The organism is Flavitalea sp. (assembly GCF_035489435.1).
Taxonomy (GTDB): domain Bacteria; phylum Bacteroidota; class Bacteroidia; order Chitinophagales; family Chitinophagaceae; genus DATHKG01.
This window is the reverse complement of the sequence record NZ_DATHKG010000031.1, coordinates 1-18,613: the sequence shown is the minus strand read 5'-3', so window position 1 is coordinate 18,613 and position 18,613 is coordinate 1. Positions and strand designations below refer to the sequence as shown.

Below are 18,613 nucleotides of genomic sequence, written 5' to 3'. Positions count from 1 at the left end.
CGGCGAGATTACTCATCACTCATAACTCATAACTTCTTCACGGCTTGACAACTACCGATTTCGTGCTCACACTAAATCCACTAAAGCATCCCGTAACATTCGGCCCTTTAACGTTGCCGATAAGTTCAACTGGTGTTGAGAAGGGGCCATCGTTATTGCGGGCCTTATTGAAGCTATCCCAAAATGTATATACTTCACGCGAGACGCTAATCATATAATAAGTAACAAGTTCGTTATAGTTAAAGCCATAAGGCTGTGTGAGTTTCAGGTATTGCCCGTTCGTTAAATCATCTGTACCGTTTATGCGGCGGTTGTTTGATAAGGCGCCCCAACCGAATCCATCCCTGTTTTTATTCTGGCGCCAGTAAAATAATTGCCTGTTGCCAATAGTATCAGGGTCCTTGTAACTTACTGTCACCCTTGCTTTCGGGATGTTTCCTTCTGCTTCGTCAATATAAGAATGTCCGGTGGTTAAACTGTCGATGGTAACTATTGAAGGCAGGGTTGTGACTGCAGAATAATTTTTACCTTCGGAGCTTATTTCAAGCAGGTAATATTTGCCAGGCTTCGCAATCAAACCTGTTGGACCGGTGCGTAAAGTCGCAACGGTTCTTTGATCAACATACAATCCCTGCCGGTATTCTGGTGGTATTCCTGAATTATTTGTTTCTTCCAGTACTATTCTGGATGATGAATTCCATTTGTAAGTTCCATCCCCATTACTCTCACCTTCTGTAATTGTAACCTGTGCATTGCTCACAGCCACACCCTGGAAGTCGGGAGAAAAATAATCCATGCTTTTGGTCAGGATTACATAGTTATACTCTGGCATCAGGTTGTTAATATAGGCTTCGACTATCAGTTGCGGTTCATTATCCTTCAAATCAATTACAATATCCTTTTCGCATGATGAAATTAATCCCATCATCAGCATTGCGCTGAGCAGGTTGAGTCTTGTCGAAGTAACAAACAGACGGTGTAAAACAATATTCATTAGCCAAATTTGAAGTTCCATGTTACGCTAGGTAACACTGGAAATAAATAAACCTTTTTTCCTTTGATCTGTTTTTCAACCCGTTCGATATCGAGGTATATAAAATATGGATTTGCCCTGTTGTAGATATTATAAATGCTGAAATTCCAGCTGCTTCTTAAACCTTTGATCTTGTCTGGCCGGTGTGTATAAACGAATGCAATGTCCATCCGATGATAAGCCGGCATTCTGTAATCATTGATCTTACTGTATTGATCAACTGTTGTGAAGATATAGTGACCATCTATGCGATTAAATCCCATGTTATAGGTATATCTGCCTACCGGCATAGTGATGGCATTGCCGGTTCCGTAAACAAATACCGCAGATCCTTCCCAATGTTTGTTAATCTTATAACTCGCCACCAGGCTCAGATCATGTGTGCGGTCGTACCGATAGGGAAAGGCCTGGCCATCGTTCATCTCTGAAAATTTTCTTTCAGCCCGGCTCAGAGTATAGCCAACCCAACCGGTCAGTCTGCCATATTTTTTCTGAACCAATAATTCGATGCCATAGGCTCTGCCTTTGCCGAAAATCATTTCGTTTTCAAGATTCTGGTTGAGCAACAATTGGGCACCAGGCTTGAATTCAATCTGGTTTGTCATTTCCTTGTAATAAGCTTCCACACTAACTTCCAGCTTTCTTCCAAAAAGGTCAACATAGTATCCGCCAGCGACCTGCTGTGCCTGGGCAGGTTTTATGCGACGGCTGCTGGGAATCCACAAATCACTTGGAAAAGTTGCTGCACTTGTGGTAGCAAGATGCAGGTACTGGATAGTGCGTGTATATGACAATTTAACACCCGAAGTTGGTGATAATTTATAGAGCATATTGAGTCGGGGCTCCGGATAATAATACTGCACGATACGATCCCCTTTTCCAAAAACTTCATTTGTGCCGGAAGGCAGGCCATCATCCTGGTAGATAATATTTTGTGTTGGACCCACCTGGCTGAAATAACTGTAACGTAAGCCAGCAACAACATTAAGCTTGTCAGTAATATCTACATCCGTGCTCAGGTAAGCTGCAGCCTCGTGTGCATATTGATTGTTAATCTTTGAATCAAAGTTTTGTTCGCCGGCGGCCAGTCCACCTGCGCCGGGGTTGAAGCGGTGCCAGGTATATTGCAGACCACCTTTAAGCCTCAGCCATTTATTAGCATTATAGCTCCAGTCATTTTTTAACTGGTAGTCATGTAATCCGGAAGCAAACATCACATTGTTTGTACTGAAACCGAACCGGCTGTTAAGATCAAATTTGTTGTAGATCAGAGATAACTGTTGTTTCAGTCTTTTGTTTATCTGTTGTTTCCAGGTGAGTCCGGCGAGCCTGTTTCCCCAATCGGCTCTAAATGAACGCGTACCTTCTTTGTCGTAATCCAGGTAGCTGAACCTGTCCTGGCCGGTATAAAAAGTGAAATCGAGCGAATTCTTTTTGTTGAGTATGTAATCAATCTTGCCATTAAAATCATAAAAATAATACCCGTTATCACCAATACGTTCTCTGGCCACCAGTTTTCCGATCTGGTCTATATATGTCCTGCGCCCGCTGATCATGATGGAAGATTTTCCTTTAACGATCGGAGCTTCAACGGCGATTCTTGAAGCAATCAAACCTAATCCACCGGTTATTTTTAACGAGTCTTTGTTTCCGTCTCTCGATTCAACTGCTATTACGGAACTTAACCTGCCACCATATTCTGCGGGCATGCCGCCTTTGATAACTTCAACATTTTTTATCGCTTCGCCATTAAACACACTAAAAAACCCAAGCAGGTGATTCGGGTTGTACACCGGGATACCATCGAGTAAAACCAGGTTCTGATCAGGCCCACCGCCACGTACATAAATACCCGCGCTTGCTTCGCCACCACTTTTTATACCCGGCAATAAAGTGATGGTTTTCATCGGGTCTGTTTCACCGAGAATCACCGGCAGTTTCCTGATTTGAGCAATGCCTAATACCTGTGAACTCATTTGTGCCCGATGAAGACGCTGGCTCGCTGTTACAGTCACATTTCCTAACATGCTTTGGCGCAGGTGCAAAATAATTTTGATGATAGTATCGTTATATAAGCGGAGGTTTAAATTTGAATTATGATGTCCGACAGCAGTTATTGCAATCTGGTATTGACCCTTTGATAATCGAATTGTGGCGCGGCCGTTTGAATCGGCAACAATCTTTAATTCACCTATACTAATGTTCGCATGACTCAAAATATTCAGTGCATCATCGGTCACATCTAATTGTAGCCGGTAATCCTGAGCCGTGGCCGATAGTGGAACGGCAACCAATAGCAGTAAGACAAGGCAATTCACTAAAGAATTGACCAATTTGGTTACTCTCATGTTGGAGCGTAGTTATCCGTACGCGATTTCTCGCATCCGGTTTTTGTTTAAGATTGGAAAGGGGGTAGACTGCTAATGTACAAATGTTTTCCTGTTTTCAAAATGTCCTGGATATTAAATTCACTTTTAGCCAGTCTTTGAATTTACTTTAAACCAGTCTTTGAATTCAACTTAAGCCAGTCTTTGGTCAGGATTCCAATTTTCGAACAGGATTTTACCAGTGCTTAGTTCAGAGTTTCACCTTCTGGCCTGATTTTGCGGCCGCATAAATCGCATCAATTATTTTAAGGTCCTTTAGTCCTTCCTCCCCATCAACCGGAACAATTGGTTTTTTATTTTCAAGGATAATCGCCGACATCTCATCCATTTGGACTGTTTGGTGAGTCACATGTGGATGGGTGAGCTCTCCTTTATTCGTCTTTGCTTTGATCGGTCCGTAGCCTGTCGAAGGTTGCATTTCTGCGAATCCGTTTTCTCCGTTAAGAAAAAAGCGGTCGAGGTTATTCATAGTATAGGTAGACAGGCAGGAAGCAACTGCACCACCCGGAAATCCAAACTGGAATTGTATCGTTTCGTCAACTCCTTCTTTAAACTTTACAGTGTCAGTTTTTGTTTCCTGTGCTGTGACCCAAACAGGCTCTTCACCAATCATATAACGGGCACCATTAACCGCATATATTCCTATGTCCATCATAGATCCTCCACCGGCAAGTTTTTTGTTAAGCCTCCATTGTGTTGGATCGCCAATTCTGAATCCACAAAGACCCTGGAAAAACAATGCTTTACCAATTTCTCCCGCCTTGCGCATCCTGATTATCTCCAGTGTTTTTGGTTCAAAATGCATGCGGTATCCTACCAGTAATTTTACATTTGCTTTTTTACAGGCATCAACCATTTCCTGGCCTTCTTTAGCATTCAGAGCCATAGGCTTTTCACAAATAGCATGTTTGCCGGCTTTTGCCACGCGTATCACCTGTTCCTTATGTAAACCATTGGGCGTGATTACATATACGGCATCTATATCAGGATTGGATTTTATATTATCGAAGTTTTCATAGTTGTAACAATTCTTTTCGGGGATACTGTATTTCGCCTGCCAGTCTTTTATTTTGGAAGGGGTTCCGCTGATAACCCCAACAAGTTTTGCTTTCTTACAATCTTTCATAGCATCAGCAACCCTGCTTCCATAACTGCCAAGTCCCATTATAGCAACGCGCAGAATTGGCCCCTGGTAAGTTTCTTCAAATATTTCATTTTGTTTTGCCAAAGCTTCAACCGGGAAAAAAGGTATAGCGAGTGCAGAAGCTGATAATTGCTGCAGAAAGTGACGGCGTGACTTCATGAAGTTTGAATTTTTAATTAAATTTTTAATTAGAAGTTTTGAAGATGGCGATTGATGCCGGCTTTTCTGGATTGGCTTTTGACACCAGCTTGTGATGCCAGATGTTTATGCTGGATTTTGATATTGGCTTTAACGACAGCTTCCTATTTAAGCGTTTGCTGATTGCGATTACAATTGTCCAACAAAATAAGAATTTATCATCATAACAGCCGATATCAAATTGTGCAATTCCCGGACCTAAAATTCAAATTTTCAATTTTGTTCAATAGTTATATTCGAATAGGATGATCCTCACGGCGTTTCATGCCCACGATTTTATGGGTACCGCCCATCTATGAAGTTCTATTCGTGGCGTCACCTGCCCGAACAACTGCGGCGTTTCTTAGGCCGGGTTTCATCCGCGAGGTTTCATCCGCTGCCTTTCATCGGTCACGTTTCATTCGCGATTTTCATCCGCCCGTTTTAACACCCGGGGTTTCACTCCGGGTTATGCGAAGTCAACCCCTATCTGGGTTGTAGGCATGACGGTTCATGAAAATTAATAACTCAGATCCTGCACAATTCTAAATTATCACTGATAACTCATACATTCAAACTCACCACTCACAACTCGCCACTAGTCAAACGGTCTTTCCACCTGCTGACTTGCCAGGTTATAAACGTCGCCGCCGGAAAGTATATGTACTATGATGTGCTCAACAGAAATTGGCATTCTGTCCTCGATTTCAGGCAGGTTTGTATATGATATTGTTTTGCCATTAAGCACAGTTACTATACCGGAGCCGATAACCAGGAACTTGTTCCCACCGGATATAATAATACCCGTGTCTTCTGCGAGCCCGATTCCAAGAATGCCGGGTTGAACAGCTACTGCCTGGGCGAGCCTGTTAAATCTCCCTCTTTTTTCGAAATGGGTATCTATGATAACGTTGGAGATAAGATTAAAACCGGTGGTAAACTTTATTTCGCCTTTGAGATGAGCCCTTGTGGCGTTACCATCATAGATCATTGTGCCGCCCATAGCCATGGCACCGGCGCTGGTACCCGCAACTACAAAGGCTTCGTGCAGATACCTGCTCCTGATCCTTTCCATAAGTTTCGTACCGCCAAAAATCGACGATAAACGAAGCTGGTCGCCACCTGTAAAGATTACGCAATTGCACTCATTGATACGATCCAGGTTTTCGGCAGTGTCAACCTGTTCACGAGAGGTGATAAAAAGATGCTCTACATCCATGCAGCCAAGTTTCAGGAAAGCATCCCGGTAGCTAATTTCCATTTGTTCGGGAAAGGACGAAGCGGTTGTGATCAGCTCGATCTTTGGAATACCGTGTTGAGCCACAAGCGTAATTATCCTCCGGAGAATACCTTCTTCAAAAAAATCGAATCGCTTTTTGCTGGCTGCTCCCTGTTTGTAATTAACACCCTTATCTTCAGCACCTCCAATCGCCACCAGATAACCCTTGATTTTTGCCATAGTTCATTTAATCGTTTACTGAACATTTTGGATAAGTCCTGTAAAAATACAAACCCTCTTTAAACCATCCTTCCCCTGTTTGAAATAACTCACCACTCACCACTCGCCACTCACAACTCTTTGAACCATCCTTCCCTGGTTTGTAATCTGCCTTAGAAAAAGATTTAACAAAGAAATTTGCGGCCCTATTATGTGGAAATAATTTTAATTTAATGCTCAGATCTCCCTAAAAACCTAATAAATGTGGAAGCCCTGCGGGTAATTGCAGTTGGTATACAATTTTAGCTGTTAACTCTCGAAATTGCCATTTATGAAAGTGCTTGAAATCAGAGCCACTGAAGGACCAAATTATTGGTCTGTCAAGCGGGAGCAGCTTGTGGTAATGCTGCTTGATCTTGAAGAAATGGAACACAAACCTACCAATCTCATCCCCGGATTTTTTACCAGATTACAAAACCTGATGCCTTCACTTTATGAACATCGATGTTCCAGGGGAGTGCCGGGTGGATTTTTATTCCGTGTAAAGGAGGGTACCTGGATGGGCCATGTGATGGAACATGTTGCCCTTGAGTTGCAAACAATGGCTGGTCTGAAAGCCAGCTTCGGACAGACCAGGGGCATTGGTGAACCAGGCAAATACCATGTAGTTTTCGAATACGATGAAATTAATGCAGGGAAATATGCGGCAGAAGCTGCCTTCAGGATCACAAGCGCTTTGATTGATGATACAAGCACTTTGATTGATGATCTTAATTTTGATATCAGGGCGGAAGTGGAAGCGATCAGGGCCATAGCCTGTAAAAACAAACTGGGTCCAAGCACTTCTTCATTGGTTGCTGAAGCTAAGAGAAGAAACATACCAGTTATCCGGCTGGATGACAATGCACTCATTCAATTTGGTTACGGCGCTGCTCAGCGCCGGATTGAAGCTACGCTGGCATCTACTACCTGCAGCATAGCAGTTGACCTGGCAGGGTGCAAGGCAGCTACCAAAAACATTTTAAGGTCAGGCTATATTCCTGTGCCGGAAGGCAGAAAGTTCAGCTCAGAAGAAGAACTGAAGGAGATCTGCGAAGAACTCGGATTTCCGTTGGTGATCAAGCCTGTCGATGGCAACCAGGGCAATGGAGCTACAACTGATATCAGAAATTTTGATGAAGCATCAGCTGCTTTCAAAATAGCAAAAGGCTTTTCTTCAAACCTGATCTGTGAAAAATTTATCATTGGTTCAGATTTTCGCATCCTGATCATCAATTTCAAATTCGAAGCAGCGGCTCTTAGAACGCCAGCAAGAATAACCGGCGATGATATTCATACGATAAACGAACTTATCAGCGTAGCCAATGAGGATCCGGACAGGGGGGACGGGCATGAGAATTCTCTCACAAAAATCAGTATCGATGAAGTGACCCTGAATTTCCTGAAACATCAGCAACTGGATCTCTCTACAGTGCTTCCAATTATGCAGGAAGTTTTTCTTAAACCTACTGCCAATCTCAGTACCGGCGGTACTGCTGAAGATGTTACCGAATTGGTACATCCGGATAATATAAAATTATTTGAAAGGGTGGCCCGGATCATGAACCTGGATATTTGCGGTATTGATGTGATCGCGCCTTCACTGGCCGAGCCTATAACAGATAACGGCGGTTCGATCATTGAGGTAAATGCCGCCCCTGGTTTTCGTATGCACCTGAATCCAACTATCGGCAAAAGACGCAACGTAGCAAAACCGGTATTGGATATGCTATTTCCGGATGATAACAATGGCCGAATTCCAATTATTGCAATCACAGGTACAAATGGTAAAACCACAACCACGAGGCTGATTGCACATATAACCAAACAAGCTGGTTATCGTGTTGGATTTACAACCACCGATGGAATTTATATAGATGATCAGATGATTTTGAAGGGTGATTGTACAGGTCCTGTATCGTCAAAAGCTGTCTTAAAGGATTCATATGTAAACATGGCTGTTCTTGAATGTGCAAGAGGAGGCATCTTAAGAGGTGGACTTGGGTTTGATCAATGCGATATCGGTATCGTCACCAACATTGCAAGTGATCATCTAGGTATGGGAGGAATCGATTGCCTGGAAAAACTTGCCCGCGTAAAGGCAACAGTCGTTGAATCAGTAAAACCCGGAGGTTATGCAATCCTGAATGCGGATGATGACCTCGTTTTTGCCATGCTTGAAAATCTTCGCTGTAATATTGCCTTGTTTTCGATGAATCCTGATAGTCAGCGGATAGCTGATCATATCCATCGTGGAGGTATGGCGGCTATTTATGAAAATGACTTTATTACTATTCTGAATGGAAAGATGAGATTTCGTATTGGCCGGGTAAGCCAGATGCCGATCACATTCTCAGGAGCAGCAACCTTTAATATTGCAAACGTACTTGCTGCATCACTTGCAACATTTATTCAAAAGATTCATCCCCGTGATATTTTTGGTGCTTTGCTCAGCTTCATTCCCTGCCCGGAAACAATCCCCGGACGCATGAATGTATTTGAGTTTCATGATCATAAAGTTATTGTAGACTATGCGCATAATCCGCACAGCGTGCAAGCCATAGCTTCCTTTATCAACTCTCTGCCTGCAACCCGGAAGATCGGCGTTATCACCGGAGTAGGCGACAGGCGCAAGCAGGACATCAAAGCAATCGGGACGGAAGCAGCTAAGATTTTTGATGAAATCATAATCAGGCATGATGATGATATGAGAGGGCTCAGTAAAACAGAGCTTGATAGCTTGATCAGCGAGGGAATCAAAGAGGTTGATCCTTCAAAAAAAATTACTATCATAGATTCCGAATTACAAGCGGTTGAAGAGGTATTAAAAAACCACATCTCAGGATCAGTTTCTGTTATTTTAACAGACAATATCAAAGCAGTCGTAACAAAACTTAAGGGAGTTATGATAAAGAGAGATATGAATCATGAGGAAGAGAGATATGAATTATGAGTTATGAATTATGAAAAAAGATTGTGAATTATGAATGATATGATACAACCGGTTAAAAATAAATTATGATTTTGTTATGTGGTTGTTGATTGGATCATTGGCATGATTATGTTTAAGTAGCACAATCCCTAACATTATGATCCATATCACAATGCCGGCAAAAAACAATCGCAGGCCTTGTAAACTATTTACTGCTACTCCTGCAACGATGATTACTATAGCTGCAACAACTATTGCAAACCCAATCCATGCTGTCCATCGCGGTAATTTGGCCGTTTGCAAAATCGAAACTGACCAGCTCAATATAGCAAGGCAGAACGAGGCTGAATAGATATAATCAAATGCATGATTCACTGCAAAGCTGTACTGAAGGATGGGTTTTAAGGTTGCGATCGTTTCAGGGTTTGCGTCCTGATAATTTTGGAGAAACAAGGGCAGAGCAATTCCATTGGTTGTTGCAGCGAGGAGCACCGCCATGAGAGCAACCGAGACAGTTACAAAACCAAGCATGGAGAAAAAGTCACCTGTCCCGAGCTTACGCGTTAAACCCCAGAATCCGATCCATCCAAAGGGTATTGAAAGGATCGCAATGGAATGTGTTAAAACGATGGTTTTGGTAATCCTGATCAGGTGCTCAACACTTCCACCCATGGGATGCAGAACCATTGTAAACAGTAACAGAATCGTAAATACAATCAACGCAATTCCGCAATTTTCTTCAAATGATTTATTCATGAGATAAATCTATGCGTCCGCAATGATTCGAGCCTTGATTGAAATCAAGAACTGATTTTTTTACGAACACGGCTTAAAGTCTCGGGAGTCATGCCCAGGTATGAAGCAATAGTTTTCAAGGGAAAATGATGTAGCAGTTCAGGCCTGGTAGTTATTAACCGTTCATACTTTTGTTCAGGAGTGAGCCGGTTATGTTGAAAATCCTGATTCTGAATCGCGTGTTCAAGAATGCGGCCCAACCGGAAATAAGCTTCTGAAATCCTGGCCAGTTCATGAAAATCCCAGACGCTTAAACCAAATACTTCGCTGTCACTTGCCGCCCGTATGATAGATTCCGATGGTTGTTGGGACATGAAACTTTTATATTCCAGTACCCAATCATCTGGTAGAAATAGGTTAAGCGTTGCCTCATAACCATCATCCCGGACGATATAATGACGAAAGCTGCCTGCATTTATAAAATAAAAGGACTGGCATACTTGTCCCTCGTTGATAAGACATTGATCTTTCCCAAGATTCATCACTTTTAGCCGACCGAAAAGTAATGACATCTGTTCCGGAGAAAAGCTGCCAAACTTTTGTATCGCTTTTGTTATCTTCTCAAACAAGTTCAACAGAATTATGAATTATGAGTGATGAATTATGAAAGAGTTATGAATTGTGAAAGAAAGGTAAAGAGAAATATGAATTATGAGTGATGAATTATGAAAGAGTTATGAATTATGAAAGAAAGGTAAAGAGAAATATGAATTATGAAAGATTTTAGGATCGTGATGATAGGGGTTTGATTACCTTTTGCAGCGTTTAAACTATTTTCTTTCGGGGTCCATTCTTGCTGGTAAGGATGATGCTTCTGATGATTAAAAGGATTTCATTTGCATCTTTGCTTACAGAATCCGATTCTCCTGGTTGTATGTATCCTGAAGCATTCAGAAGTTCCAGCCAATATATGGTCTCACTTGTTTCTTTTTGGGCCATACCCATTTTATGAATAAAATCATTTTTGCTTTCCGCACTATGGGCTTCTCTTACATTAGCACCAATTGAAGTGCCGCAGCGCAACAACTGTTTGCTCAGTGTATGGTTCTGATTTTTTGCCATTAGATCTTTATACATATTGACAATAATAACCCCAAACGCAAATGACTTCCGAAGAATGATGCTTTCTGATTTACTCATGTTTATAGAATTTAGTTGTATATAGACTGTATATAGACATTGCTTCCGTTTCAGATCTAACTAAGTATGAATTTCCCTCACATTATATTAATCTGAACCGTTTTAATCCCAGTTTTTGTGGTTTTTTTACTATCCTTTCATAATTCATAACTCATAATTCATATCATCTTACAACCGGGAGCCATGCTTCGGCTTTCTGGACACAGGCATATTTTGTAGTTGGTGCTGCTAATAAGATTATATCCGCAATACCTGATGATGCGACAACGGATCTTCGTCAACTAAAGGGTGAGAATCTTTACTTGCGTGCGATGATGCACTTCAATCTGGTTAGGGTGTTTGGGGGACCTTACACCCAGAACAACGGAGACAATCCGGGTGTTCCCATCCTTTCAGAAGATCTCTCCGATGATGAGAAACTGACGATCAGCAGATCAAAAGTAAGTGAAGTTTATGCATCTGTTATTGCTGATTTGCTGAAAGCAGCTGACCTGATGACGGCTAAAAAATCAAATCCATTTGCATCAAAAGAGGTCGCTATTGCATCGCTTGCACGAGTTTATCTTTATATGGGCGATAATGCAAAGGCCATCGGATTTGCCGATAAGGTTATCAGTTCAGGTCGTTACACATTGTTGCAGGGTGGGGCCTATGCACAATACTTCAGGGGTGAACCGGAAGCAAACACTGAAACCATATTTTGCATTCGTCATACAAAAACCCAGGACCAGGGCTACACAGCCATCGGTTCAATGTATTACAGCGGAGACGTGAGCGGTAATGCAGCCAATAAAGGTGTCAGTGGATATGGTGAAATTTATGCTTCTAAAAAAATATATGATTTCCTGAATCTGAACCCGGGCGATCTGCGCCTTGGTTTTATCTCACCATACAGGGTAAACGGTGTGTTACAGGTTAACACTTCCTTGTCTACACCAACACCTATGTATTATATCAATAAATACAATTTGCAGGAAGGTATCATCAACCTGAGTTCGCCGGTGTATCTCCGCCTCGCCGAAATGTACCTGATTCGTGCTGAAGCAAATGCGAAACTTGGTAATACACAAACCGCACTTGATGACATCAACCTGATTCGCAGACGTGCAGGACTCTCCGGAACAGCTTTACATACAACGGCCAGTATCGCGATTGCAGGTAAAACAGCACTGGATGTAACCCTTGAGGAACGTTACCTGGAGCTGGCTTTCGAAGGTCATCGTGCTTATGATCTTTTCCGCAATGGCAGACCTATGGTAAGGAACTATCCGGGAACTCATTCACTGAACACAACTCCGAATAATATTAATCAGACTGTACCGGCAACGGATAACCGGATCATATTTTATATACCGGAAAGTGAAAGGGCAAAAAATCCAAACCTGACACAGAATCCCTGATCATAGAAAGCTGATTGCTTTAACCGGGAAAATCAGCATTCGTTTGTTCGATAATATTGGTTATTCGCTAATGAGTATAGATTAACACAACAAAATCAACACCATGCAATCATTCAAAATATTTACTTCAATCATAACTGCAGGTTCAATCATAATTGCAGGATTGATACCTGGTATCGCCTGTAATAAACCTGAAGCGGTACTGTTCACCGATAACTCAACAGCTGCGAAGGCAGATAAAAAAGGCTGGGTGGCTACCGCAGATAGTGAAACAGCACCTGGACTTGAAAATACCGGTGCGGCCGCTGCAACAATTGATGGCGATATCACCACTTACTGGCACACAGATTATGTGGCGGTGGTTCCCTATCCGCATTGGCTGTTGATTGATATGCAGACCGATAAAAATATCATATCGGTTGATATCACGAACCGCCAGGCAGCTGCACCCAATACGGTGGGAATGAAAAGATTTAAAATTGAAGGAAGTAAAACCGGTGATAATTTTACCAGTCTTGGAGAATTCAATTTTGCAATCACGAATGCACCACAAAGTTTTCCGGTATCTTCGTTTGCGTCTTACCGTTATTTAAAAATTACTGCCCTCGAGCCACAAAAGGCAGGAACAAATCATACCTTTCTGTCTGAAGTGGATGTGTTTACAACAAAATAGTGAATTTGGCACTGGTTGATTGAAGACTGAAACGCTGACGATTGAATTGCTGATCAGTAAATTGGCAATGATGAACTGGTAATGTTGGACGAACTAAAAACGTTGGATGAATAAACTAAAATGATAATTATAAAAACAATATCAGCTTTACTGGCTGCTGCCATTTATGGCCTGGTTGTCTCTGTTTCCTGTACAAAAAATGTTGTAGAGGTGGAAAATGAAATAGAAAATGTACAAGCGGTTATAGATTCTGCAACTGCGGTTGCTGTGCCATTGGCGGGAAATGCATTTATTACAACTGTGGTAAACAGAACAGATGAAAAGATCTCTGCAAAAGGTCTTGAAAACTGGAGAAATGCAGGCTCTGTCATAAGTACTTATTTCCACGTTGTAAAAACTGGTTCATTAAATCTTGCATTGAGAGCAAGGATAACTAAAGGGAAAAGCACTGTCAATCTTAGAGTAAATGGCCGCTCGTTCCCGGTAAACATTTTTACGGGTGAGTTTACTACAGTCTTTGCCGGTACTATTAACATCACTGATACCGGGTATCTGAAATTAGATTTGCAGGGGATTTCTAAAACTGATAGTTTCTTTGCTGATGTCTCAGATATTATGATCAGTGGAGCGGCATCTCCGGGTGCTGTATTTGCCAATGATCCCAGGAACTTTTACTGGTCGCGCCGTGGACCTTCCTGCCATCTCAATTATGTAGTTCCTTCCGGGGATAACGAATATTTTTACTCTGAACTAGTGGTTCCGACCGGCGCCGATTTGCCAGGATCTTATTTTATGGCTAATGGTTTTGGTGAGGGATATTTCGGAATACAGGTGAAATCAGCTACTGAAAGATGGGTATTGTTTTCAGTTTGGGATCCGGCAGAAGGTAATGGCATGACAACCCTGCTTAAAAAAGGAGAAGGGGTCACAGCACAGCGATTCGGTGGCGAAGGTACCGGTGGACAAAGCTATCTCCCGTTTAACTGGAAAGCCGGCACCAGTTATCGTTTTCTTACCCGTGGTAAACCGGATGGAGCAGGTAATACTGTTTATACATCCTGGTTTTTTGCCCCGGAAAACGGAACCTGGAAGCTGATGGCCACCTGGTCACGTCCTAAAACTTCAAAATATCTTACAAACTTTCATGGCTTTCTTGAAAACTTTTATGCTGATAGCGGTTACCTGGAACGAAAAGCATTTTGGAGTAATCAATGGGTACGACTGGCATCGGGAAGCTGGAAAGAAATCACGCAGTACAAATTCTCTGTAGACGCGACTGGTAAAAATAAACAAAGACTTGATTTTGCGGGAGGAATAGAAGAAGGAAAATTCTCCCTGAAAAACGGTGGTTTTTTCTCAAAGAGCATCTTACCCGGTACTCTTTTTACAAGAGACGCAACATTAAAAGAACCTCAAATTGATTTTGATAAACTTCCATAAAATAACTCATCACTCATAAATTCATAACTCACTCATCACTCATCACTCATATTCACGTCTTCTTCACGACTTGTATAAAAAAATAAACAAATGAACAGGAAAGATTTTGTAAAAACAACCGGACTCGCAATTGCTTCCATGGCGGTATTACCTAAGGCAGGTTTCAGTTCATCGAATGCAGAACCCGCCGTCAAAGTTGCCATGATAGGTGTAGGGCTTCGTGGTCAGAACCACCTGGATCTTTTGTTGCGCCGCGCGGATGTTGAACTTGTTGCGATCTGTGATATTGATGACCGGATGGTTGCTTCTTCAAAAAAGATCATAGAAGCAAGCGGCAAAAAGATGCCGCAGATTTTTACGGGTAACCCCTATTCCTGGAAAAAAATGCTTGAATTAAAGGGAATTGATGCTATTGTGATCGCCACACCATGGGAATGGCATAAAGAAATGATTATTGGTGCTATTGAATCAGGTATAAAATACGTTGGTTCAGAGGTGATCATTGGCATTACATTACAGGATCATTGGGATATCGTACATGCAGTTGAGAAAAACAACGCACAGCTTATGATGTTGGAGAATGTCTGCTACCGTCGCGATGTGATGGCTATACTGAATATGGTGCGCCAGGGATTATTTGGTGAATTGATTCATCTTCAGGGCGGCTACCAGCATGATTTACGCGAGGTGAAATTTAATAACGGGGTAAAAGCTTATGGGGGCGGAGTGGAGTTTGGCGAAAAAGGCTGGTCGGAAGCAAGATGGCGTACCGAGCATTCGGTAAGGCGTAACGGTGATCTATACCCGACACACGGCATCGGGCCCATTGCACAATACCTTGATATAAATCGTGGTAACCGATTTGTAAATCTGAACAGCTTTTCTTCCAAATCACGCGGACTGCATAATTATGTGGTCAGCAAAGGTGGGGAGTCTCATCCAAATTCAAAAGTTTCCTTCAAGCTGGGTGACGTGGTGACTACGCATATCAATTGCGCAAATGGAGAAACCATTTTGCTTCAGCATGACACTAATCTGCCAAGGCCGTATTCCATTGGCTTCCGTGTGCAGGGCACAAGTGGAATCTGGATGGATCTCAATAAAGGCATTTATATCGAAGGCAAATCTGCCAAACCTCATCAATGGGACGATCAGAAAGCATGGCTTGATAAATACGACCATCCACTATGGGCAAAATGGAGTAAGGAAACCCAGGGCGCCGGGCATGGAGGTATGGACTTTTTTGTTATCCATTCTTTTATTGAGTCGGTCAAAAGAAAACTTCCGACACCAATGGATGTTTATGATGCAGCTGCCTGGAGCGCCATCACACCTTTAAGCGAACAATCCATTGAATTGGGTAACGAAACAATTGAATTTCCTGATTTTACAGGAGGTAAATGGATGTATCGTAAACCGGTTTTTGCGTTGAATGATGAATATTGATAAAAAGAATACTGATAAAAACAGAAACCCGGTTATGCCCAGATCCGTTTTACATGAATATGGCATTGAAGAAGATATGCTGAGGTTAGTGCCTTATGGAAATGGCCTGATTAATAATACCTGGAAGATAGAATTGCCAGGGCGTGAGTTTATTTTGCAAAAAATTAATACCACCGTTTTCAAGGAGCCGCAAAAGCTGGCAGGCAATATCCGGCGAATCGCAGATTATCTGAAAACCTATTTTCCAAACTATGCATTTGTGGCTCCTGTTCCAAGCAGCGAAGGGCAGGATATGATCAATGCTGATGGCGACGGGTTCTATCGCTTATTTCCATTTGTAACAGACTCGCATACTGCAGATGTGGTTCATACCCCGGCCCAGGCTTTCGAGGCTGCCGCACAGTTCGGGAAATTCACCAGGTTGCTTGCGGGCTTTAATGCTTCTTTGTTGCATACCACCATTCCGTTTTTTCATGATCTTGGTTATCGGTATGACCGTTTCCGGGACTCGATTAAAAACGGGAATCGTCGCCGCATCCTGGAAGCCGAGGATCTGATAAAGACCTTATTAAAGCATGCAGATATTGTGGAAGAATACCGTCGGATTATTCTTGACCCCGGTTTCAGATTAAGGGTAACCCATCATGATACAAAGATCAGCAACGTATTATTTGATGAAGAAGACAAGGGCATTTGTGTCATTGATCTTGATACGGTGATGCCCGGCTACTTCATCAGCGACGTTGGCGACATGATGCGAACCTATCTTTCACCGGTGAGTGAAGAGGAAACAGATTTTGACAAGATCGTTGTGCGTCCCGAATTTTATACAGCGATTGTTGAGGGATACTATAAAGAAATGAAGGATGTACTTACCGGGACCGAGAAACGATATTTTTTTTACGCGGGAAAGTTTATGATTTATATGCAGGCCGTCCGGTTTCTCACCGATTACCTCTATAATGATGTTTATTATAAAGTAAACTACCCAATGCAAAATTATGTTCGGGCCGCTAATCAAACCGACTTGCTTAAAAAGCTGATTGATCAGCAAAAGAGCCTTGAATATAGTTATGAGTTATGAGTTATGAGTGATGAGTGAGTTATGAGTTTACGAGTGATGAGTGAGTTATTAGTTATTTGCTTATGAGTTCAGTTAAAAATTTGTGGAATGTCCTTAATTCAACACTCAGATCATTCTTAACTCACTCATCACTCATCACTCATAACTCTTCTATTGCTTTTTTCATTAAACTATGAAAGATGAAAGTATTAAAGGTTATTGGAGTTAAAGAGATTGCCTACGAAAGTTCTATAACAGAAATTTCGGGTTTGCTCGACCGTCTTGATAAAAACGAGATCAATAATCTTCCCTGGCCATCCTATCCTTGCAAGCCTTCAGCAAGCTTCACCATTGCTTATGGGCCAGACTGTATTTTCCTGAAATATTTTATCACTGAAAAACAAATCCGGGCAGTTAATGATGAACCGAATTCACCGGTCTGGCAAGATACCTGTGTCGAGTTTTTCGTGAGCTTTAATGATGGAAAGCAATATTATAATTTTGAAATAAATTGTATCGGAACTATCCTGGCTGCCTATGGCCCGGACCTGGAACATCGTGATTTCCTTCCTGAAAAAACAATCGCCACTGTCAAAACTTACACAATCATAGACAAGCTGAGTGAGCCGCCTGTCATCCATTGGGATTTGATTGCGGTGATTCCTTTTACCGCTTTTGTGCACGATAATATAAATTCTCTTCAAGGTGTCAGCGCAAGGGCAAACTTTTATAAGTGTGGTGACAAGTTGAAGGACCCGCATTATCTTGCCTGGAATGATATAAAAGCCGCGAAACCTGATTTTCACTTGCCGGCGTTTTTCGGAACTTTGCATTTTTAAAAACGGCCTGGCCGTTTCCCATGATTTCCCGGATCAACCGGGCTTTATTCAGGTTGCATCGTTTTGTTAGGTTTTTTTATCGCTTGGAAAAGAGTACACTTCGCAAAGAGTTAATTCGCTTCGAAAAGAGTACACTTCGCAAAGAGTTAATTCGCTTCGTAAAGAGTTACAACTTTTCGTTAAAGGTTACCTTGTTTCGTTATGGTTGCCCTATTTCGTTAATAGTTAGCTCATTTCCATAACGTTGCCTTGTTACTTAAGGTTACTTCGTTTAGTAAAAAGTTGTCATGTTTCGTTAAGGTTAACTCGTTTCGTTAAGGTTTGCATATCGCTATTTGCCAATACTTCCCCTTTTGTTACATTGTGACGATGTCTTTCAGTGATGATAATAAATTACCAACCTTAAAGGAGATCGCCCGCCGCCTGAACGTCTCTGTTTCTACTGTGTCCCGGGCATTGATCGATCATCCCCGGATTGGCCTGGGTACAAGACTGAAAGTTCAGCAGCTGGCAAAGGAAATGTAAACCTCTAACCAGAACCACGATTGTTATTTGAAAAAGATTTTGTATGCCGATGGGGGGCTTTTGTGGATATTGCGGCTGATGGTTTTGTAACAAAAGTTTGACCTTTACGGGATCACCAATCATTCAGGCACATGTATCCATC

Annotated in this window: 15 protein-coding genes; 8 read left to right on the top strand and 7 right to left on the bottom strand. The window is 42.1% G+C overall.

Features of this window, described 5'->3' with window-relative positions:
• Window positions 1–37: 37 nt before the first annotated feature.
• From VK664_RS05470 to VK664_RS05455, 4 genes are all read right to left on the bottom strand, one after another.
• Entirely contained in the window at window positions 38–994 is a 957-nt protein-coding gene (locus VK664_RS05470; RefSeq protein ID WP_461397611.1) for a DUF4249 domain-containing protein, read from the bottom strand.
• A complete protein-coding gene (locus VK664_RS05465) occupies window positions 994–3,381 on the bottom strand; it encodes a TonB-dependent receptor plug domain-containing protein (RefSeq protein WP_461397610.1) in 2,388 nt (795 codons plus the stop codon). Before VK664_RS05465 ends, VK664_RS05470 begins: the two co-directional genes overlap by 1 nt.
• A 229-nt stretch (window positions 3,382–3,610) precedes the next feature.
• Window positions 3,611–4,723, bottom strand: a complete 1,113-nt coding sequence (locus VK664_RS05460) for a Gfo/Idh/MocA family protein (protein ID WP_461397609.1) — start codon at window positions 4,721–4,723, stop codon at window positions 3,611–3,613.
• Between the two features lie 616 nt (window positions 4,724–5,339).
• Window positions 5,340–6,200, bottom strand: a complete 861-nt coding sequence (locus VK664_RS05455; protein ID WP_461397608.1) for a cyanophycinase — start codon at window positions 6,198–6,200, stop codon at window positions 5,340–5,342.
• Between the two features lie 310 nt (window positions 6,201–6,510).
• On the opposite strand from VK664_RS05455, the gene cphA reads away from it, so the two are divergent.
• A complete protein-coding gene (gene cphA / locus VK664_RS05450; protein WP_461397607.1) occupies window positions 6,511–9,171 on the top strand; it encodes a cyanophycin synthetase in 2,661 nt (886 codons plus the stop codon).
• Between the two features lie 63 nt (window positions 9,172–9,234).
• Here the strand turns inward: cphA and VK664_RS05445 are convergent, their stop codons facing one another.
• The 3 genes from VK664_RS05445 to VK664_RS05435 all read right to left on the bottom strand — a co-directional run bounded on the left by VK664_RS05445 (window position 9,235) and on the right by VK664_RS05435 (window position 11,085).
• A complete protein-coding gene (locus VK664_RS05445) occupies window positions 9,235–9,906 on the bottom strand; it encodes a hypothetical protein (RefSeq protein ID WP_461397606.1) in 672 nt (223 codons plus the stop codon).
• 44 nt (window positions 9,907–9,950) lie between these two features.
• Window positions 9,951–10,514 carry a Crp/Fnr family transcriptional regulator gene (locus VK664_RS05440; RefSeq protein ID WP_461397605.1) on the bottom strand — a complete coding sequence of 188 codons (564 nt, stop codon included), beginning with the start codon at window positions 10,512–10,514 and terminating at the stop codon, window positions 9,951–9,953.
• Between the two features lie 196 nt (window positions 10,515–10,710).
• A complete protein-coding gene (locus VK664_RS05435) occupies window positions 10,711–11,085 on the bottom strand; it encodes a four helix bundle protein (RefSeq protein WP_461397604.1) in 375 nt (124 codons plus the stop codon).
• Between the two features lie 146 nt (window positions 11,086–11,231).
• Here VK664_RS05435 and VK664_RS05430 point away from each other — a divergent pair, with 146 nt between their 5' ends.
• From VK664_RS05430 to VK664_RS05400, 7 genes are all read left to right on the top strand, one after another.
• Window positions 11,232–12,485: a RagB/SusD family nutrient uptake outer membrane protein gene (locus tag VK664_RS05430; protein ID WP_461397629.1), complete on the top strand. Its 1,254-nt coding sequence runs from the start codon at window positions 11,232–11,234 to the stop codon at window positions 12,483–12,485.
• Window positions 12,486–12,588: 103 nt separating this feature from the next.
• Window positions 12,589–13,158: a discoidin domain-containing protein gene (locus VK664_RS05425; protein WP_461397603.1), complete on the top strand. Its 570-nt coding sequence runs from the start codon at window positions 12,589–12,591 to the stop codon at window positions 13,156–13,158.
• A gap of 120 nt (window positions 13,159–13,278) precedes the next feature.
• The gene (locus VK664_RS05420) at window positions 13,279–14,598 is read left to right on the top strand and encodes a DUF3472 domain-containing protein (protein ID WP_461397602.1); all 1,320 of its coding nucleotides are present in this window, start codon (window positions 13,279–13,281) and stop codon (window positions 14,596–14,598) included.
• Between the two features lie 90 nt (window positions 14,599–14,688).
• A complete protein-coding gene (locus VK664_RS05415) occupies window positions 14,689–16,044 on the top strand; it encodes a Gfo/Idh/MocA family protein (protein ID WP_461397601.1) in 1,356 nt (451 codons plus the stop codon).
• 34 nt (window positions 16,045–16,078) lie between these two features.
• The gene (locus VK664_RS05410) at window positions 16,079–17,128 is read left to right on the top strand and encodes a phosphotransferase enzyme family protein (RefSeq protein WP_461397600.1); all 1,050 of its coding nucleotides are present in this window, start codon (window positions 16,079–16,081) and stop codon (window positions 17,126–17,128) included.
• 179 nt (window positions 17,129–17,307) lie between these two features.
• A complete protein-coding gene (locus VK664_RS05405) occupies window positions 17,308–17,946 on the top strand; it encodes a carbohydrate-binding family 9-like protein (protein ID WP_461397599.1) in 639 nt (212 codons plus the stop codon).
• Window positions 17,947–18,315: 369 nt separating this feature from the next.
• The gene (locus VK664_RS05400) at window positions 18,316–18,471 is read left to right on the top strand and encodes a LacI family DNA-binding transcriptional regulator (protein WP_461397598.1); all 156 of its coding nucleotides are present in this window, start codon (window positions 18,316–18,318) and stop codon (window positions 18,469–18,471) included.
• The last annotated feature ends 142 nt before the right edge of the window (window positions 18,472–18,613 follow it).